This is a genomic window from Nocardia brasiliensis (assembly GCF_042691675.1).
GTDB lineage: Bacteria > Actinomycetota > Actinomycetes > Mycobacteriales > Mycobacteriaceae > Nocardia > Nocardia brasiliensis_D.
This window is the reverse complement of the sequence record NZ_CP170507.1, coordinates 1844557-1861303: the sequence shown is the minus strand read 5'-3', so window position 1 is coordinate 1861303 and position 16747 is coordinate 1844557. Positions and strand designations below refer to the sequence as shown.

The 16747-nt window shown below is 67.6% G+C and carries 10 protein-coding genes; 5 read left to right on the top strand and 5 right to left on the bottom strand.

Features of this window, described 5'->3' with window-relative positions; translation table 11 throughout:
* Nucleotides 1-150: 150 nt before the first annotated feature.
* From ACFK0J_RS08630 to ACFK0J_RS08610, 5 genes are all read left to right on the top strand, one after another.
* A complete protein-coding gene (locus tag ACFK0J_RS08630) occupies nucleotides 151-792 on the top strand; it encodes a hypothetical protein (protein WP_378738209.1) in 642 nt (213 codons plus the stop codon).
* Nucleotides 793-930: 138 nt separating this feature from the next.
* Complete coding sequence (locus tag ACFK0J_RS08625; RefSeq protein WP_378738207.1) at nucleotides 931-3210, top strand: MMPL family transporter; 2280 nt, start codon at nucleotides 931-933, stop codon at nucleotides 3208-3210.
* A gap of 57 nt (nucleotides 3211-3267) precedes the next feature.
* Complete coding sequence (locus ACFK0J_RS08620) at nucleotides 3268-4317, top strand: 3-oxoacyl-ACP synthase III family protein (protein WP_378738205.1); 1050 nt, start codon at nucleotides 3268-3270, stop codon at nucleotides 4315-4317.
* A 2-nt stretch (nucleotides 4318-4319) separates the two neighbouring features.
* Complete coding sequence (locus ACFK0J_RS08615) at nucleotides 4320-5255, top strand: hypothetical protein (RefSeq protein WP_378738203.1); 936 nt, start codon at nucleotides 4320-4322, stop codon at nucleotides 5253-5255.
* 71 nt (nucleotides 5256-5326) lie between these two features.
* Nucleotides 5327-11626 carry an SDR family NAD(P)-dependent oxidoreductase gene (locus tag ACFK0J_RS08610; protein WP_378738202.1) on the top strand — a complete coding sequence of 2100 codons (6300 nt, stop codon included), beginning with the start codon at nucleotides 5327-5329 and terminating at the stop codon, nucleotides 11624-11626.
* A gap of 76 nt (nucleotides 11627-11702) precedes the next feature.
* Here ACFK0J_RS08610 and ACFK0J_RS08605 read toward each other — a convergent pair whose 3' ends face one another.
* The 5 genes from ACFK0J_RS08605 to ACFK0J_RS08585 form a co-directional block, all read right to left on the bottom strand.
* Nucleotides 11703-12167 carry an SRPBCC family protein gene (locus ACFK0J_RS08605; protein WP_378738200.1) on the bottom strand — a complete coding sequence of 155 codons (465 nt, stop codon included), beginning with the start codon at nucleotides 12165-12167 and terminating at the stop codon, nucleotides 11703-11705.
* 59 nt (nucleotides 12168-12226) lie between these two features.
* The gene (locus ACFK0J_RS08600; protein ID WP_378738198.1) at nucleotides 12227-14146 is read right to left on the bottom strand and encodes an alpha/beta fold hydrolase; all 1920 of its coding nucleotides are present in this window, start codon (nucleotides 14144-14146) and stop codon (nucleotides 12227-12229) included.
* 13 nt (nucleotides 14147-14159) lie between these two features.
* Nucleotides 14160-14777 (bottom strand): TetR/AcrR family transcriptional regulator, encoded by a 618-nt coding sequence (locus tag ACFK0J_RS08595; protein WP_378738196.1) that lies wholly within the window; start codon nucleotides 14775-14777, stop codon nucleotides 14160-14162.
* Nucleotides 14778-14938: 161 nt separating this feature from the next.
* On the bottom strand, nucleotides 14939-15412 hold the full coding sequence (locus ACFK0J_RS08590) for a flavodoxin family protein (protein WP_378738194.1): 474 nt from the start codon (nucleotides 15410-15412) through the stop codon (nucleotides 14939-14941).
* Between the two features lie 114 nt (nucleotides 15413-15526).
* Nucleotides 15527-16702 (bottom strand): NAD(P)/FAD-dependent oxidoreductase, encoded by a 1176-nt coding sequence (locus ACFK0J_RS08585; protein ID WP_378738192.1) that lies wholly within the window; start codon nucleotides 16700-16702, stop codon nucleotides 15527-15529.
* Nucleotides 16703-16747 lie beyond the last annotated feature (45 nt).

Here is a 16747-nt window from a genome sequence, read left to right as displayed (position 1 = left end):
ACGCGACTCGCACGAATGGGGAGGGTCAGCACGGTCGAGGTACGCATCGCCCGGCGCTGTCCTGATCGTGGCAGCTGCCCACTCGAGCGGCTGCTGCTTTGGAGCTCGTCTCGTCGAAAGGAGAGGTCTGCTTTGGGTAACGAAGGATCGATGGAGCGGAAGCTACAGGGTCCGGCGCCGCGGCACGAAAGGCGTGGCAAGCGTTTCGCATTCGGTACGGGGCTGCTGGCAGCATCTGCCGTCGCGTTCGCCGTTCTCGCCGCGCCGGGCTCGGAGGCCGAGTCCAAGGTCGACGATAACGAACCCTTCAGTTGCCGAGCCTCGGCACAGGTCAAGTTGACGAAGAAGGACAACAACCTCACCGCGGAGACTTCGAATATCGATGAAGCGGCCAAGACCGACGAAGAGTGCGAAATCGGTGAGGCCAGCGGTGAGATCACGGACGTCTCGTACAAGGTGAACGGAGGTATGTGCGAGCTGACGTCCTCGAAGGGTAAGGGTTCGGCGCTGGAGGGAGAACCGGGCGGCGAGGAGGGAGTCGAAGGCACGGGCAAAGGCGAAAACGCCAACGTCACGATCTCGGTGCCACTGAAGGATGGTGGCGGCAAGCAGGGCAAGTTCAGCGCCAAGTTCGTCACCGACCCGAATAGCCCGGATGGCAAAAACTCCGTGACCGCCCAGGGCAACTTTCCGGCCGCGGAATTGCAGCTGGAATCGTGCGATGCCGCATCGCTCCCTGATGCTGCCACCGTCACTGTCAAGGGCAACGCCTCGGTCAAACCACAGGACTAGCAATCTGCTGAGGCACTCGTAACCCGTTGCGGGGCCGTCCCGTTCGGACACCCGAAGGTCTATCGCCGCGAACGTCATTGCGGCGCGGCCTGTTCCGGACGGTACGGCCGCACGACCGCGGCCGCCCGCGGCGACAGGATGGAGAACACAGCTCGTATGTGGACCACCGAGACCAGCCACGAAACCGATGTGACCACAGGCCAAGCCCCGCCGCGCGGCGTCCTACCCCTGATCGCCGTGACAATGGTGCGGTACCGGCGTCGCGTATACGCCGGCTGGCTGATCGCTGTGGCCGTCGGCCTGATCGGCCTCCCACACTTGCTCGGATCGTTGCAAGCTCCGCCGATCGAGGTATCGGGTTCGGAGTCGCAGCGAGCGGGCCAAGTCCTTGCCGAGGGTATGCCGTCGCTGGGCCGCGAACAGATGATCGTGGTGCTGCACTCCGACGCGCTGCGGACCACCGATCCCGCGTTCCGCGCGGCGATAGATGCGGGTAAGTCGGCGTTGGCCGCCGAGGACGGAGTGTCCGGCCTGCTGCTGTTGCCGGTGGCCGGTGACCCGGACCGCCGACTGGCCTTGGGCGAGGCGCTCGAGCCGCTCCGCCCACTACTGCACGACGAGCACTTCGCGTACCTGATGGTCGGTGTCTCCGGCGACGACCGGCAACGGCAGGAGCGCGCCCCGGTCCTGCAGGCCGTGCTCGATCGGGAGATGCAGGCGGCGTCCGGCGGTGCCGTGCGCGGTTATCTGGTCGGCGTCTCGGTATATGGCGAGGCGATCCAGAAGGTCGAGATAACCGACCTGATGCGGATCGAGCTGGTCGCGGTGCCACTGGCGATCGTGGTGCTGTGGTGGGGTCTGCGCAGGCCGATCGCGGCACTGATACCCGTGCTCATCGCAGGGGCGTCGGTGGTGACCACCCTGGGACTGTTCGCGTTGCTGACCGACATCTTCACCGTCGACGGCATGCTGCTGGTCGGAGTCAGCGCGCTGGGCCTCGGCATCGGCATCGACTACGCGTTGTTCGTCATGAACCGCTACCGGGAGGAACTCGCGGCAGGCGCGTCGCCCGAGCAGGCGGTCGGGACCGCGGTCACGACCACCGGGCGCACCGTGCTCTATTCGGGGCTGATCCTGGCGCTGGCCCTGGTGAGCTTGTTCATGGTGCGCTGGCATGTCTTCGCGCAGGCGGGGATCGGCGCGCTCGCCGTGGTCACGATTACCTTGGTGGCCTCGGTCACGCTGTTGCCCGTCCTGCTGGTTTCGGTGACGCGATGGTTGGAGTGGCGGCCCCGGTGGCGATCGGCGCGAGTTCCGGTTGCCGCGAGTTCCGCCGCACCGACTGGTCGACTGACCCGCTGGGCCGAGCACCTGATGCGCCACCCCTGGCCGTATGCCCTCGCCGTCACGGCCGGGCTACTCGTTGCCGCGATTCCGACGGCCGATCTGGCGATGGGCATCAACCTGGAGCGCCGCGCGCTGTCCGGAACGCCGTATCTCGAGGGTTTCAGCCTCGCCGAGGGTGAGTTGGCCGGTGCGACGGGCCCGGTGATCGTGCTCCTGCAACGGCCGGTCGGCGACGCCGAGCCGGACAGCAGTGCGCTACAGGCGGCGCTGCGCGCGGATCCGGACGTCACCACGATCGCCACGCTCGACAACGGCGTCGACCTCACCGGCATGGTCGTAGTGGCAAAGCACGCGATCGACTCGCCGGCGGTCGTGCCGCTGGTGCAGCGGATCCGCACCGAAATCGTTCCCGCGCACCAGCCCCCCGGTGTCACCGTGATCGTCGGCGGCCCGAGCGGCCACGTCGCCGACATCGTGACCGAGGCATCGCGGAAGTTGTGGTGGGTGGTCGGCTGTGTGCTGGCGATGATGTTCGTCGCGCTGGCCGCGATCCTGCGTAGCCTGCTGTTGCCGCTCAAGGCGATCGTGATGAGTTTGCTCGCCACCGGCGCCGCGTACGGACTGACCGTGCTGGTGTTCCAGCACTGGGTGGACTCCGGCGTGATCTGGCCACAGGTGCCATTGATCATGTTCGTGCTGTTGTTCGGGCTTTCCACGGATTACGAGCTGTTCCTGGTGCGTCGCATCCAGGAGGAGTTCCTGCGAACCGGGGACAACCGGAGCGCGGTCGTGGTCGGGCTGCAGAGCACGGCGCGGCCGATCTCGCTGGCCGCCGCGATCCTCGCGGTCGGCTACGGCAGCCTGCTGGTCTCGCGGATCGTCGGGCTGCAAGAGTTCGGCTTCGCCATCGCCGCGGCCCTGATCATCGACGCCACGCTGATCCGTCTCGTGCTGGTTCCGGCACTGATGCAGATCATGGGCCGATGGAACTGGTGGTTCCCGCGAATTCCGGGGTCCGCGCGTGGCAGTGCGACACACAAGCCGGAGCTGGACCAGTTGCGCAGAGTGTGACCCCCTACCGCTGGCGGGATGTCATCGGGCACAACCGATTACCAGAACGGAGCAGCAGTGCGACGGACGCGTTTCGAGTCGATCGGCCGGTACACCCCGGATACGGTGCGTTCCACCGAGGAGCTGGTCGCGGCCTTGGCGGTACCGGGGGTGACCAATCTGGACGTGGTGACCGGGGTCAAGAACCGGCGGGTCTGCGATTCGCACCCGCAACGGTACGAGTCCTCGTTCGAGCTGGCCGAGCACGCTATCGCGGATTGCCTGCGCCGTTCCGATTACGCCGCGGACGAACTCGACATCATCATCTCAGCGTCGATCACCCGCACTCGTGGCAAGGGAATCCACTGCGGTGCGCCACCTTTCGCGCTGATGCTGCGCAATGCCATCGGCGCCACCCGGGCCAGGTGCCTCGACGTCTCGAATGCCTGCGCGGGGATGGTCACAGGTGTTCTGGTGCTCGACCGGATGATCAAGGCGGGCGTCGTGCGCAACGGTCTGGTCGTCAGCGGCGAGCAGCTCTCCCCGGCCGCCGAGACGGCGGTGCGCGAGATCAGCACGCGGTCGGACCCGCAGTTCTCGGCACTGACATTGGGCGACGCCGGCGTCGCCGTGGTGGTCGACGATCGCGGCGACGACGATGACGAAATCCACCACGTCGAACTGATGACACTCGCCGAGGGCGCCGAACTGTGCCTCGGCATGCCCAGTAACCGCTCGAACGGAATCGCGCTCTACACCGACAACCGCGCCATGCAGACCGATACCCACTACCGCCAGGGACTCGATCGAATCGCCACCGTCATGGCGAAGGCCGGGAACGGGCTGGCTCGGGAGAAGTTCGACTTCTGCATCTACCACCAGTTCAGCGGGCCGGTCATCGAGTATCTGCACGATCTGGCCGGACAGCGCTTCGGCGATCCGGTGCCGACCGTGCTCAATGTGCTGCACGATTACGGCAACACCGGATCGACATCGCATTTCCTGGTGCTGCACGAGCACCTGCGGCAGCAGCGGATCCCCAAGGGGTCGAAGATCTTGATGTTCTCCCAGGCATCCGGCATCGTCTCCGGCGGTCTCGCCACCACCATCTCGCGCCTGGAGGCATAGCCGTGCCCACCGCCATCCTGGCCGCTGCGGTGCACACCGATCGGGACACCGGCAGCTACATCGAACTGGCGACGCGGGCGGCACGGACCTGCCTGGAACGTGCGCGCGTCGGCGTCGACGAGGTCGGAATGCTGGTCAACGCAGGCATTTTCCGGGACAACAATCTCTGCGAACCAGCGGTAGCGGCGATCGTTCAGAAGCGTCTCGGCCTCGGCCTCGATTACCGGCCCGATCGAGTACCCGCCTTCTCTTTCGACGTCATGCACGGCGCCGCCGGTCTGATACACGCGATCGATGTCGCCGAATCCTTCCTGCTCGGGCCGGAAGTGAACTACGTACTGCTGGTGGCCGGGGACGCCCATCCATCGACCCGGCGCGACATCACCGACGCACTGTATACCCCCAGCGGCGCCGCGATACTGCTCGGAAAAGACGCTACCGCAGGAGGATTCGGTCGTCTGCATACCGTCGAGCCGACCGGGCCGGTCGAGCTCTCGGTGTGGGTGGACCTCGAAGAAGCCGGTACGAACGGCCGCGCGACCGGCCATGCCGTCATCCGTGACGATCCGCTGCCAGTGGCCGCCGAGGCGGTGCGCGCTTGCCTCGCGGATGAGGGACTCACGGAATCCGACTTCGCCGAAGGCCGGGCGGTGCTCCTCGCGCCGGCGCCGAGCCGGGATTTTCCGGCGCGACTGGCAACCACGCTAGGGCTTCCGCGCGCCGCCGTCGCCGGGATCGACCCGCGGACAGGCGATCCGTACTCCGCGGCGCCGGTGCACGCCTACCTCGCCGCGCAGGAGTCGGGCCGGTTGGCGGCCGCGCGGACAACGGTGTTCCTGGCCGCCTATGACGCCTCCGCGGCCTGTCTGGCCTATCGGCATTCGTCGACTGTCGGCGCAACCGCCGGATCGCCCCCGGCCAGGGCCGGGCAATCGTGAGTGCCTGACCACCGGCGGTGCCGGTGGTTCGGGTTGCGTACCAAGGGATTCGCTATCGACAAGGGGAGTCAATGACAGTCAGCGACGTGCGCGGGGATCAGCAGTCCTGCGATCAGATCGCAATCGTGGGTATCGGGTGCCGGTTTCCCGGGGGTGTGCGCGACGCCGCGAGTTTCTGGGATCTGTTGCGCACCAAGAAGGACGGCATCGTCGAGGTGCCCGCCGACCGCTGGAACCTCGACAAGTACTACGACCCGGATCCGGAAGCGCCAGGGCGCATGTACTCCCGCCGCGGCGGGTTCCTCACCGACTCGGTGTGGGACTTCGACCCCGAGTTCTTCGGCATCTCACCCCGTGAGGCCTCGATCGTCGATCCGCAGCAGCGGCTGCTGCTCGAAGTGACTTGGGAGGCACTGGAAGACGCCGGTCTCACCGCACGCGTGCACGGTCGGCCGGTCGGGGTGTACATCGGCGCGTTCACCAGTGACAACGCGATTTCCCGCGTCACACCCGCGGCACGGCCGTTCATTTCCGGGCACACGGCGATGAGTTATACGTTCACGTTGCTGTCCAACCGGCTGTCCTACGTGCTGAACCTGCGGGGACCCAGCATGACCATCGATACCGCGTGCTCGTCCTCGCTGGTCGCGGTGCACCAGGCCAGGCGCGCGATTCTGGCCGGCGAGTGCGAGTCGGCGCTCGCGGGCGGCGTCAATGTGATGCTGCAACCGGAGACGTCGGTGTCGATGAGCAAGGGCCGGTTCCTGTCCGCCGATGGCCGCTGCAAGGCATTCGACGCCTCGGCCGATGGTTACGGACGGGGCGAAGGCGCCGGGATCGTGGTGCTCAAACGACTCGATGCCGCGCGGCGGGACGGCGACCGGGTCTATGCCATCGTGCGCGGCACCGGGGTGAACCAGGACGGCAGGACCGCGGCCATCCCCGTACCCAACCCGGTCGCGCAGGAAGAGCTGGCGCGGGCGGTGTGCGCCGACGCGGGTATCGCACCGCACGAAGTGAGCTATGTCGAGGCGCACGGCACCGGCACACCGGTCGGCGATCCGCTCGAGATCAACGCTCTCGGGCGGGTTTACGGCACCGCGTCCGGCCGGGAGCGGCCGCTCGATGTCGGTTCCGTCAAGGCATCGATCGGGCACCTGGAAGCGGCGGCGGGCATCGCGGGACTGATCAAAGCCACGCTGACGGTCTACCATCGCACGATCGTGCCGCAAGGCTGGCTGCAGCGGCTCAATCCGGAAATTCCCTTCGCCGAGTTGAACGTTCGAGTGCCGACCGAGGTCAACGAGCTGCCCGATACCGGGAATGTGCTCGCGGCGGTGAACAGCTTCGGCTATGGCGGGACCAACGCACACGCCATTGTGCAAGCGCCCGAACAGGTCTCGACAGAACCCGCGCCCCCGGTGTTTCCGGTACTGCCGGTCTCCGGCCGCACTCCGGATGCGACGCGCGAGCTGGCGCGCCGGTTCGCCGCGCTGATCGAGCAGCAGCACGACATCCACGCTCTGGTCGCCGCGGCATGGACGCGGCGAGCACACCATCCGTTCCGCGCGGCATTCGACTTCTCGGATTCGACAGATCTGCAGACCAAGCTGCAGAACTTCGCCATGGGCGCGGACCGGCCACCCTTCCGCGCCCTCGCCGAGCGTTCCGCGCGGCCGGTACTCGTCTTCAGCGGGATGGGCCCGCAGTGGTGGCGGATGGGCCGCGACCTGTTGGTCTCCGATGGTGTTTTCGCGCGGACCGCGCAGCGGATCGACACCGAGTTCGCCGCGATCTCGGGCTGGTCGCTCATCGAAGAACTGCTGCGTCCGGAGGAAGAATCACGAGTCACCACCACCGAGATCGCCCAGCCGGCGAACTTCCTCATCCAGGTCTGCCTGGCGGCCGAGCTCGCGGAGTTGGGTGTGCGCCCCGCGGCGATCGTCGGCCACAGTGTCGGCGAGGTCAGCGCGGCCTACGTGTCCGGCATGCTCAGCCTGCGCGAAGCCCTCCTGGTGAGCTACCACCGGGCACGTCTACAGGCGACTACCGGTGGCGCGATGATCGCGGTGGGCCTGCCGGAAAACGAAGCACTGGAAGCACTCTCGAACACCGAGGGCGTGTCGGTGGCGGCCGTCAACAGCCCCACCGCGGTCACCTTGGCCGGTGACCGGGCGACGGTCGCGCGGGTGCGGGAGGAACTGGCCGCGACGGGTGCCTTCGTCCGCGCCCTCGATGTCGAGGTCGGCTACCACTCGCACCTGATGGACCCGATCCTCGACGAGTTGCGTTCGGCGCTGGCCGATCTCGCGCCGCGGGAACCGCGGATCCCGCTGTTCTCCACCGTATCCGGCGCACGGGTGAACGGGCCGGAATGGGATGCGCGGTACTGGTGCCGGAATGTCCGCGAGCCGGTGCGTTTCGCCGACACCGTTGGAAATCTGGTCGCGGACGGACATCGGGTATTCCTCGAGGTCGGGCCGCATCCGGTATTGAGCGGCAATATCCGGGAGATCCTGGTGCGGGCCGGCGAGACGGGCACCTCGATCGGCACCCTGTCCCGCAAAGAAGGCGACCTCGTCGGCCTGCGGCGCGCGATCGCCGAGCTGTACATCATGGGCAGCTTGGACGGTTCCTCGGTCCCCGGTGGCACCGCGTTCGCGCGGCACGCCCCCTTGCCCGCCTACCCGTGGCAGAAGACCCGGGTATGGACGGATACGGAACCGGTGCTGCGGGACCGGCTCGGCACCGATATTCGCTACCCGATGCTCGGCGAGCGGCCGGAACTCGCTGTACCGGAGTGGATCGCGGGACTCTCGGTCAGCTCGCTGCCGTGGCTACACGACCACGTCGTCGGCGGCGCCGTCGTCTTGCCCGGCGCGGCCTACCTCGACGCCGCACTGAGCGCGGCCGCGATCCGAAGCGGTCGGGAGGAATTGGCGCTCGAGGACATCCGGTTCGTCACGCCGCTGGTGATCGATCCGCACGACGTGCCGCTGCTCCGCTCGACCGTCGAGGAGTCGACGAAACGATTCACCATGTCCGCCCGGTCCGCGCAAGGTTTCACCTGGACCCCACACGCGTCGGGCCGCCTCGTCGAGGGCCCACTGCGGCCCCGGATCGTCGAACTGCCCACCGGCGTCGAGACGACGACGGTTTGCGGTGCCGATCTGTATCCGGTGCTCGCCGAGCACGGACTTTCGTACGGTCCGGCGTTCCAGTGCGTCATCGAGGCCCGCATCGGCGCGGACTTCGTCGTCGCCGAGATCGATGCCTCGGTGGCGAAAGGTAGTGCGCATCTTGCGCATCCGGCTGTGCTGGATGCGGCGTTGCAGTGCGTCGCGGCCTTGGCGGCGCGATCGGGGCCCGATTTCGCGGGCGCCGTCGTACCGACGGCGGTGCGTACCGTCCGGCGCTTCGGGCCGATCCCACCATCGGCCACCGTCCTGGTTCGGCGGCGCGATGGCGGCGGGCTGCGGGCGGACGTGGATATTCTCGACGTTGACGGTAGGCAGGTACTGGCGCTCGGCGGCGTGGAGTTCCGGCCGGTGTCACCGCCGATGCCGGTGCTCGACCGGATGGCCCGGGTCTTCTACGAACCGCGTTGGGAGCAACTGGACGAGCTCGATGCCGAGGCTTCGGATGTGCCGGAGCGGGAGTTCGCATTGGTTGTCGCACTGGGGAATAGCGCTGCGGCACGCGCGAGGCCGATCGCCGGAGCCTGGCCGCATTCCGGCGTGCTGGAGGTCGCCGACGTCCTCGGACCGGATGTCGAGACCGATATCGCCGCGGCACTGCGGGCGGGGCTCGCGGACGACGAGGTGGACCGGGCGCGGTTGACAGTCATCGCGGGTGCCGGGTTCACGGCGTCGGACCATGTGTACGCGCTGGCCCGGATCGCCAGGGCCGCAGCACCTTTCGAAGAGTCGATCACCGGGGCCGTGGTGACAGCGAATAGCCTGTGCCTGCCGACAGCCGGGGCGACCGAGCTCGACATTTCGCACAGCGGGCTGGTCGGGGCGCGCCGATCGCTGTTCAACGAACAACCGTCGCGGCGGTGGCGGCTGATCGACACCGAACCGGACACGTCGGTGGACCAGATTGTCCGCGAACTACTGCACAGCACAACCGATCGCGATGGGCATGACGAAGTGTGCCTGCGCTCGGGCACCCGATGGGCGCACTGTGTCCGTGGCACCCTCGCGGAGCATTTGCGCTGCCGCGACGAACAGCGCGCACCCGACGACTCCGCAGGGTCGTTCGTGCTCGAGCCACCTCGCACGCGGTTGCTCGAGGACCTGGCCTGGCGCGAAACCGACCGCACACCACCGGGCAACGGCGAAATCGAAATCCGCATGGACGCTCTCGGACTCAATGCGAAAGACGCCTACAAAGTGCTGGGCGTGCTGACCGATGAGTACCTGGAAGGCACGTTCTTCGGAAAAGGGATCGGCCTCGAGGGCACCGGCACCGTGGTCGATATCGGTCCGGGAGTCAGCGACGTCACCGTCGGGGATCGAGTCCTCGTGTCCGCTCCCGATATGGCACGCCGGTTCCTCACCACCGATCAGAACTTCGCGGTCGTGGTGCCATCGCACTGGGAACCAGGGGTATGCAGCTCATGGGTGCCCTTTCTCACCGCGGAGATCGCGCTGATCGAAGCGGCGCGCATCCGGTCCGGTGAGATCGTGCTCGTGCACGGCGGCGCGGGCGGTGTCGGACTGGCCGCGATCCAGGTGGCGCGACGGCTCGGCGCGGTGGTCATCGCGGCGGCCGGTAGCGAGGAGCGCCGGGCCTACGCGCTGTCGGCGGGCGCCCACCATGTCATCGACTCACGGACGGTCACCTTCGTCGACGACGTCCTGCGGATCACCGAGGGGTACGGCGCCGATGTCGTATTGAGCAGTGTTCCTGGCGAATTCGTCCGGCAGAACCTCAATGTGGCGGCGGAGTTCGGGCGCATCGTAGAAATCGGCAAAGCCGACATCTACGGCGGTGGCGTCATCGATCTGCGGCCGTTCGACCGCAATCTGTCCTTCGTCGCGGTCGACCTCGATCGCCTGATGCGGTTCCGGCCGTTGGTCATTCGGAAATACACCCAAGAATTGGTCGCGAAGCTCGAGGCGGGGATCTATCAGCATCTGCCGTTCCAGGTGTATCCGAGCACCGAGGTTGCGGCGGCGTTCGAGGCGGTGGTGCGGCCGAAGCGGATCGGACGGGTGGTGCTCGACCTCGACCAGCGTCCCTCCGTCCGCCGCCGTGTCCCGGAGATCGGGATCCATTGTGCTGCCAGCTATCTCGTTACCGGCGGGTTCGGTGCCTTCGGTCTCGCGACGGCGCGCTGGCTGGTGCGGGCGGGTGCACGCCATCTCGTACTGGTCGGCCGCCGGGGCGCGGCCGGTGCGGACGCCGAGCGGCAGCTGGCCGAATTCGCCGCCGCCGGAGTGGAAGTGGTCGAGGAGAAGGCCGATATCGCCGACTACGACGCGGTGACGGCTCTCGTTGCGCGCGCTGTGGCGCGGGATATACCGCTGCGCGGTGTCTTCCACGCGGCGGGCATTGTCGACAACACCCCCGTGGAGTCGCTGACACCGGAGCGGATCGCGCAGGTCTTCGCCGGAAAGGTCGACGGCGCGCGCAACCTCGACAGCGCTTTGCGGACGGCCGGGATCGAGCTGGATTGCTTTGTCCTCTGGTCCTCGGTCAGTGCGCTGCTCGGCGGCTTCCCGCAGATGGCCTACGCCGGGGCCAATGCCGCGCTGCAAGCGTTCGCGCAGCACCGCCGCCGGCGCGGCGCGCCCGCACTGTGCCTGGACTGGGGCTCGATGGCGGGCGGCGGCATGGCCGAGGCGGATAGCGAAACCGTGCGGTACCTCGCCGCCGTGGGGCTGCGGCCGATACCGATGGATACCGGGGCCGACTACCTCGGTGAGTGCCTGCGGCTCGGGGTTGCGCACGCGTCGATCGTCGATATGGACTGGGCGGCAGCCGCCGCCACGACGCCCGCGGTGACCCGGTCGGCCCGTTTCGCCGACTACGCCCGGGGAACGGACACCGAGGGTAGCGGGTCGGCGGCATTGCGCGCGCGGATCGTGGCACTGCCGCCCGGTGAACGCCCCGCCGCGGTCACCGCCGAACTGGTCGGTGTACTCGCTGTGGTCATGGGAGTGTCCCCCGACGCGGTCGATGTGCAGACGCCGCTGTTGGAGTTGGGCATGGATTCGCTGATGGCGGTCGAGTTCGCCGCGCGCGCCGGTCGGCTGACCGGCGTGGAGCTCGCCCCCGTGCAGATGGCGCGGGCGCTGGGGCTCGGGCTGTCCGATATCGGCGCCAAGATGGCGGGAGAACTGGAGCGATCCGAGAATCCATGAGCATCTAGGTGGCGCGAGTGCGTGCCGTCGTGGCGGGCGGCGGCCGCAGTGGTGCAGCAGTCGCCGCCTGAGAGTCTCACGGTCGCCGGTCATGCACCCCAGTCGCTTTGGCCGCGTATTCGGCGAGGTCGTCCGCCATCCGCTGCATCACCCGGGGCAGGACGAAGGGCATGATCCAACCGATGCCGGGCCGCATTCGCCAGGTGCCGTGCCAGGTGATGGTGGTACCGCCCGCGGCGGTCGGCTCCAGTTCGACGGCGGCCCGGTAATCCTTCATCGCGAAGTTGAAGGCGTCCTCGTAGCAGAGGCGGCGGTTCGGCACCAGTTCTGTCAGTCGCTCACCGGTGACGGCCCGACCGGTACGGAACGCGCGGACGGCACCGACCCCGTCGTGGCCGTGCGGATCGAGTCCGCTGGAGCGCTCCTCGACCAGTTCGTCCAGCCCGGACGACCATTGGGGCCAGCTACGACCGTCGATCAGGAGACCCCACACGGTCTCGACGGGTGCCGCGGTGGTGGAGCTGACTCGATAGTTGGGCACGTCATGTCCTTTCATGCTTTCGCGTGGTGAATGGTGTTGCGCCGCACGGGCTCTGTTGACTAGGCGGCCGATTCCGCTTCACCGACCACGTCGTTCGCGGCCGTTCTCCGATGCCCGGGGATATCGCGACCGCCGAGGTGTTGTGCGAGGAAACGCTCGACCGCGTGAAACAGGTCGATGACGTTCTCCGGATTCACGAAGCCATGGCCTTCGTCGTCCTTGATCAGGTACTCGACCTCGACGCCGCGCGCCCGCAGCGCCTCGACGAGGTTGTCGGATTCGGCTTGTACGACACGAACGTCGTTGGCGCCCTGGATCACCAGCAGCGGCGTGCGGATCTGGTCGACTCGGGTGATCGGTGAGCGAGCCAGCATGTCCGCCTCCTGCCGGGGATCGTCGGGATCCCCGACGAACAGGTACCAGTTGTTGGCCATGAAGGGCCGGGAGAACGCGGGCATGGTCCGCAGGAAGTTCGCCAGATTCGAGATACCGCAGTAGTCGATGGCCGCGGCGAAAACGTCCGGGGTGAAGGTGACACCGACCAACGACGCGTAACCGCCGTAGGAGCCGCCGAAGATGGCGACGCGATCCGGATCGGCGTACCCCCGCTCGACCGCCCACGCCACGCCGTCGAGGAGATCGTCGTGCATCTTGGCGGCGAACTCGCCGATGGCGGCCTTGACGAAGGCCTTGCCGTAACCGGTCGATCCGCGAAAGTTCATCTGCAGCACCGCGTATCCGCGATTGGCCAGCAGTTGCGCCGCACCGTCGAACCCCCAGCGGTCCCGCGTCCACGGACCGCCGTGCACCACCAGCACCAACGGCAATCCCTGCGGCTCCACGCCGACCGGCAGCGTGAGATACGAAGGGAGACTTAGCCCGTCGCGCGAAGGGATGGTGATTGGTGCCATCGGCGCGAGCGATCCGGGATCCAGGTGGGGATAGGGCCGGAACAGCAGTCGGCTCTCGCCTGTGGCGTGGTCGTAGTAGTAGGTGACGCCCGGGTCCCGGTCGTGCTCGAAGTCGACGATCCACCGCTGCCCGCTGTCGTCCGAGGACAGAGTGCCGATATCGCCGTCGGACAGCTTGGGCAAGTTCGCCAGCACAGCGGCGAAGTCCGGGTCAAGGGCGTGGATCACCTGTCGTTCGCCGAGATAGCGTGCCCCGATCAGCTTTCCGGTGTGCCGGTCGAGAATGAGGGGCGACGAGGAATCGAGATCGAAGCTCGGGTGGCTGTCGACCTCGGTCTCCTGCCCGGTGGTCAGGTCGACCCGGACCAGGCGCGTACGGTCGGTGTCCCGATTGGAACCGACCCACGCCCCGGTGCCGTCCGGCGTGATCTGGATCGGTGAGACACCCATCGGATAATCGACGCCGCCCCATACCGCGACTCGGCGCAATGTGTTGGTGGCACTGTCCCATTGCGCCAACTCGAGGTCGCCGTCGTCGGTCATCGACCAGGCGAACAGATCACCGTTGTGGCTCACTTTCCAGCCACCGACGCGACCCGGGTTCTGCACGAGCATCGTCAATGCGCCGGTGGCGATGTCGAGTTCGTAGAGATCGAACTCGTCGACCTTCCTGCTGTTCAGCGTGACGATCGCGGTGCCGGGCCGGCCATGGGGCAGCTCGAGGCTGAGCATCATCGCGCCGGGGAACGGGGTGAGATCGACCGCCGCGGCAGCCGGGTGCGACAGGTCGACGCGGTACAGATGCCAGTTCTCGTCGCCGTTGTCGTCCTGGGCGTAGAGCAGCCACCGTGGATCGTCGGTCCAGTGGAAGTCGTAAATGCTGCGGTTGGCGTCGGCGGTTATGCATCGCGGTTCCTCGGCCGAATCGAGGTCCTGGACCCACACATTCAGCCGGTTCCGCCAGGGCGCCAAATAGGCGATCCGTTTACCGTCCGGCGAGATCGACGCCGCCGCGCGGGTGGGCGGGTCGAAAAGGTCCGCTACCGAGATGAATTCGGGTAAAGCCATGTCGCTACCGCTTTCAGGACTCGACGGGGTCGCCGACGACCCCGCTGGTGGCGACCCGCACCGCGCGTGCCATGGCTTCGAAGGGCTCGGGGATTTCGGTGAGGTCGCCACCCGCCAGAACGGCAGGGCTGAAGGCTTCGTTGAGCACCCGGATGGCGGCGGTGGCCGCGGCCGCGTGCCTGCGCACCTCGACATCGGCGACCGGGCGGCGCAGTCGGCTCGCGATGATCGCGACCAACTCGCGCTCGACCTGATCACACGCCATCAACCAGGCCGAGCGGATCGCAGGCTCCGTTTCGGCCAGCACGATCATCCGCACCCCGGCCAGGTCATCGGCCGACTCCTCCGGCGTGCGGCGGATCGTTGCCCGCACCTCGGCGAAATGCTCTTCCAGGGAAAGCTGCGGTGGCCAGCGGCGCAACGCCTCGACGAACCACTCGACCCCCTTGGCCACGATCGGCTCGGCGCAACTCTCCTTGGTGCGAAAGTGCCGCCAGATGGTGCGCACCGACAGCCCGACCGCCTCCGCGATCTGCTCGCCGCTGGTGGCGGCCACGCCCTGGGCCCAGAACAGGCGTGCAGCCTCGCGGGAGATCTCCAGACGGATGCGCCTGCGCCGATGCTCACTCATCGCTCCGGGTCGAGACTCGGTTGTCGTCGCGTCAGGCACGGGATCCTCTCCTGGTCGTCACTAAACGCCAGAATGTCACTAAGTGACAGAAGATGCCAGGGCCTGGACGAGATACGGCTCAGGGCCTACCGAATCTGCGCTGTCAAAGTGGACCTGACCAATCAGGATGTGGCGCCGATCCGGGCTCGGAGTCCTTTGGCGAACGCGCGCGCGGCTGTCAGGTCGGTGGCGTCGGGGTGTCCCTTGCTGACGCCGCCGACGAGTTTGAACGGGAGCCAGGTGTCGAGGCCGCGGCAGGTGAAGGTGTCGACTACTTCGAAGCCCTTCTGTTCGAGCAGGCGCGCGAAGGAGCGGGTGTAGCGCCGGAAACGCGGTTCGGGCATTCCGCTGGTGGCGAAGACGAATGCCTTGCGGCGCTGCTCTTTCGGGAGCGAACGGACGAACTGGCGCAGCCGCGGATGGAAGGACATCTGGAAGATACCCGAGCCGAACCCCACCAGGTCGTAGGCGGCGAGCTCCGCCATGTCGACCTGCTCGGGGTCGACGACACGGGCGTCGAGGACCTGGCCCATGGCTTCGGCGATCCGCTTGGTGTTGCCGTGAGATACCGAGGTGCACACGATGATTGCCTTCATGATGGGTTCCTTTCAATGGCTGACCTTGCAGCGATTCGTCGGATTCGGTTGCGGGGTGCAGTATTTCGTAGGCGCTCATGGCCAGCGGCAGGGCGAACCGCTCGGCGCCGGTGATCACGAGTTCGTGACCACCTCGGTCACCGGCCGGTTGCCAGCGCCCTTCAGCGAAACGTACGAGCCCGGCTTACGGGCTTCTCGGCGGATTCCCCACAGCGTGCCTTTGCACGCCGCCTCCTTGAGCGGCGCACCGAGACGGCCGCCGATGTAGAAGTTCACCGCCGTGTCGTCCTTGCGGGCGAACTGCACGGTAGCGGCCCGTCGCCCCAGACTCACAGCGGAACCCACGAACGCCACGTCCAACTCGGCGGGCTGCGCCCCGGCGACGCGGCTCAGCACGGTCTCGGCGGCTTGGGCGCCGAGGGGTCCGGCGGCTTGGCAGCTCATCCGCAGCGGCCGGCCCGACGGTGCGGCGGCGTCACCTGCCGCGATGATGCGGTCGTCGTCGATGCTGGTCAGTGTCTCGTCGGTGCGGAGACGGCCGAGCGCGTCGGTGCGCAGGCCGGAGCGGGCGGCCAACTCCGGCACCGCGAAGCCGGCGGTCCAGATGGTGACAGCGCTGGGCAGCACGGTGCCGTCGGCGAGTACCACCTCGTCCGGCCGCACCTCGGCCACCTTCGCGGATTCGAGCACCTCGACTCCGTGGCCGGCCAGCCATTTGGCCACCGACCGCCGGGCCGGTGCCACGAACGAAGGAGCCAATAGACCGCCGCAGACCAGCGTGCCGACGCGGCCCTGTTCGGCCAGCTCGGCGGCGGTCTCGATGCCGGTGAGCCCACCGCCGACGATGGTGATCGGGGCGTCCGGCGGCACCTCGTCGAGGGCGGCGCGCAACCGCTGCGCGTGCTCCCATTCCGCTATGGGGTAAGCGAATTCGGCCGCGCCGGGCACCGAGACAGGGGGCGCGGTGGTGCTACCCACCGCGTAGATGACGTAGTCGTAGTCGAGTGCGCGGCCCGATGCGAGGCGCACGGTCCGGGCGGTGGTGTCGATGCGGGTGGCACTGTCGATTACCAGCCGCACGCCGTCACCGAGCAGCGTGTCGTAGTCCGCGGTGGCCTCGCTGGTACCGGCCACGAACTGGTGCAGGCGAATTCGTTCGACGAAGTTCGGGCGCGGGTTGACGAGGGTGACGTCGATGTCGGCGCGCACCCGCAGATGATTGGCCGCCACCGCGCCGGCGTAGCCGCCGCCGACGACTACGACCTTGGTGGTATCGTTGGGATCAGTCATGTCCATGGGACAACGCAACTCCCCGAGACGTGACATCACGTGACG

Coding starts and splice junctions, on each gene's coding strand:
- ACFK0J_RS08630 (WP_378738209.1), top strand. CDS start 151: ATGGAGCGGAAGCTACAGGGTCCGGCGCCGCGGCACGAAAGGCGTGGC.
- ACFK0J_RS08625 (WP_378738207.1), top strand. CDS start 931: ATGGAGAACACAGCTCGTATGTGGACCACCGAGACCAGCCACGAAACC.
- ACFK0J_RS08610 (WP_378738202.1), top strand. CDS start 5,327: ATGACAGTCAGCGACGTGCGCGGGGATCAGCAGTCCTGCGATCAGATC.
- ACFK0J_RS08600 (WP_378738198.1), bottom strand. CDS start 14,146: ATGGCTTTACCCGAATTCATCTCGGTAGCGGACCTTTTCGACCCGCCC.
- ACFK0J_RS08595 (WP_378738196.1), bottom strand. CDS start 14,777: ATGAGTGAGCATCGGCGCAGGCGCATCCGTCTGGAGATCTCCCGCGAG.
- ACFK0J_RS08590 (WP_378738194.1), bottom strand. CDS start 15,412: ATGAAGGCAATCATCGTGTGCACCTCGGTATCTCACGGCAACACCAAG.
- ACFK0J_RS08585 (WP_378738192.1), bottom strand. CDS start 16,702: ATGACTGATCCCAACGATACCACCAAGGTCGTAGTCGTCGGCGGCGGC.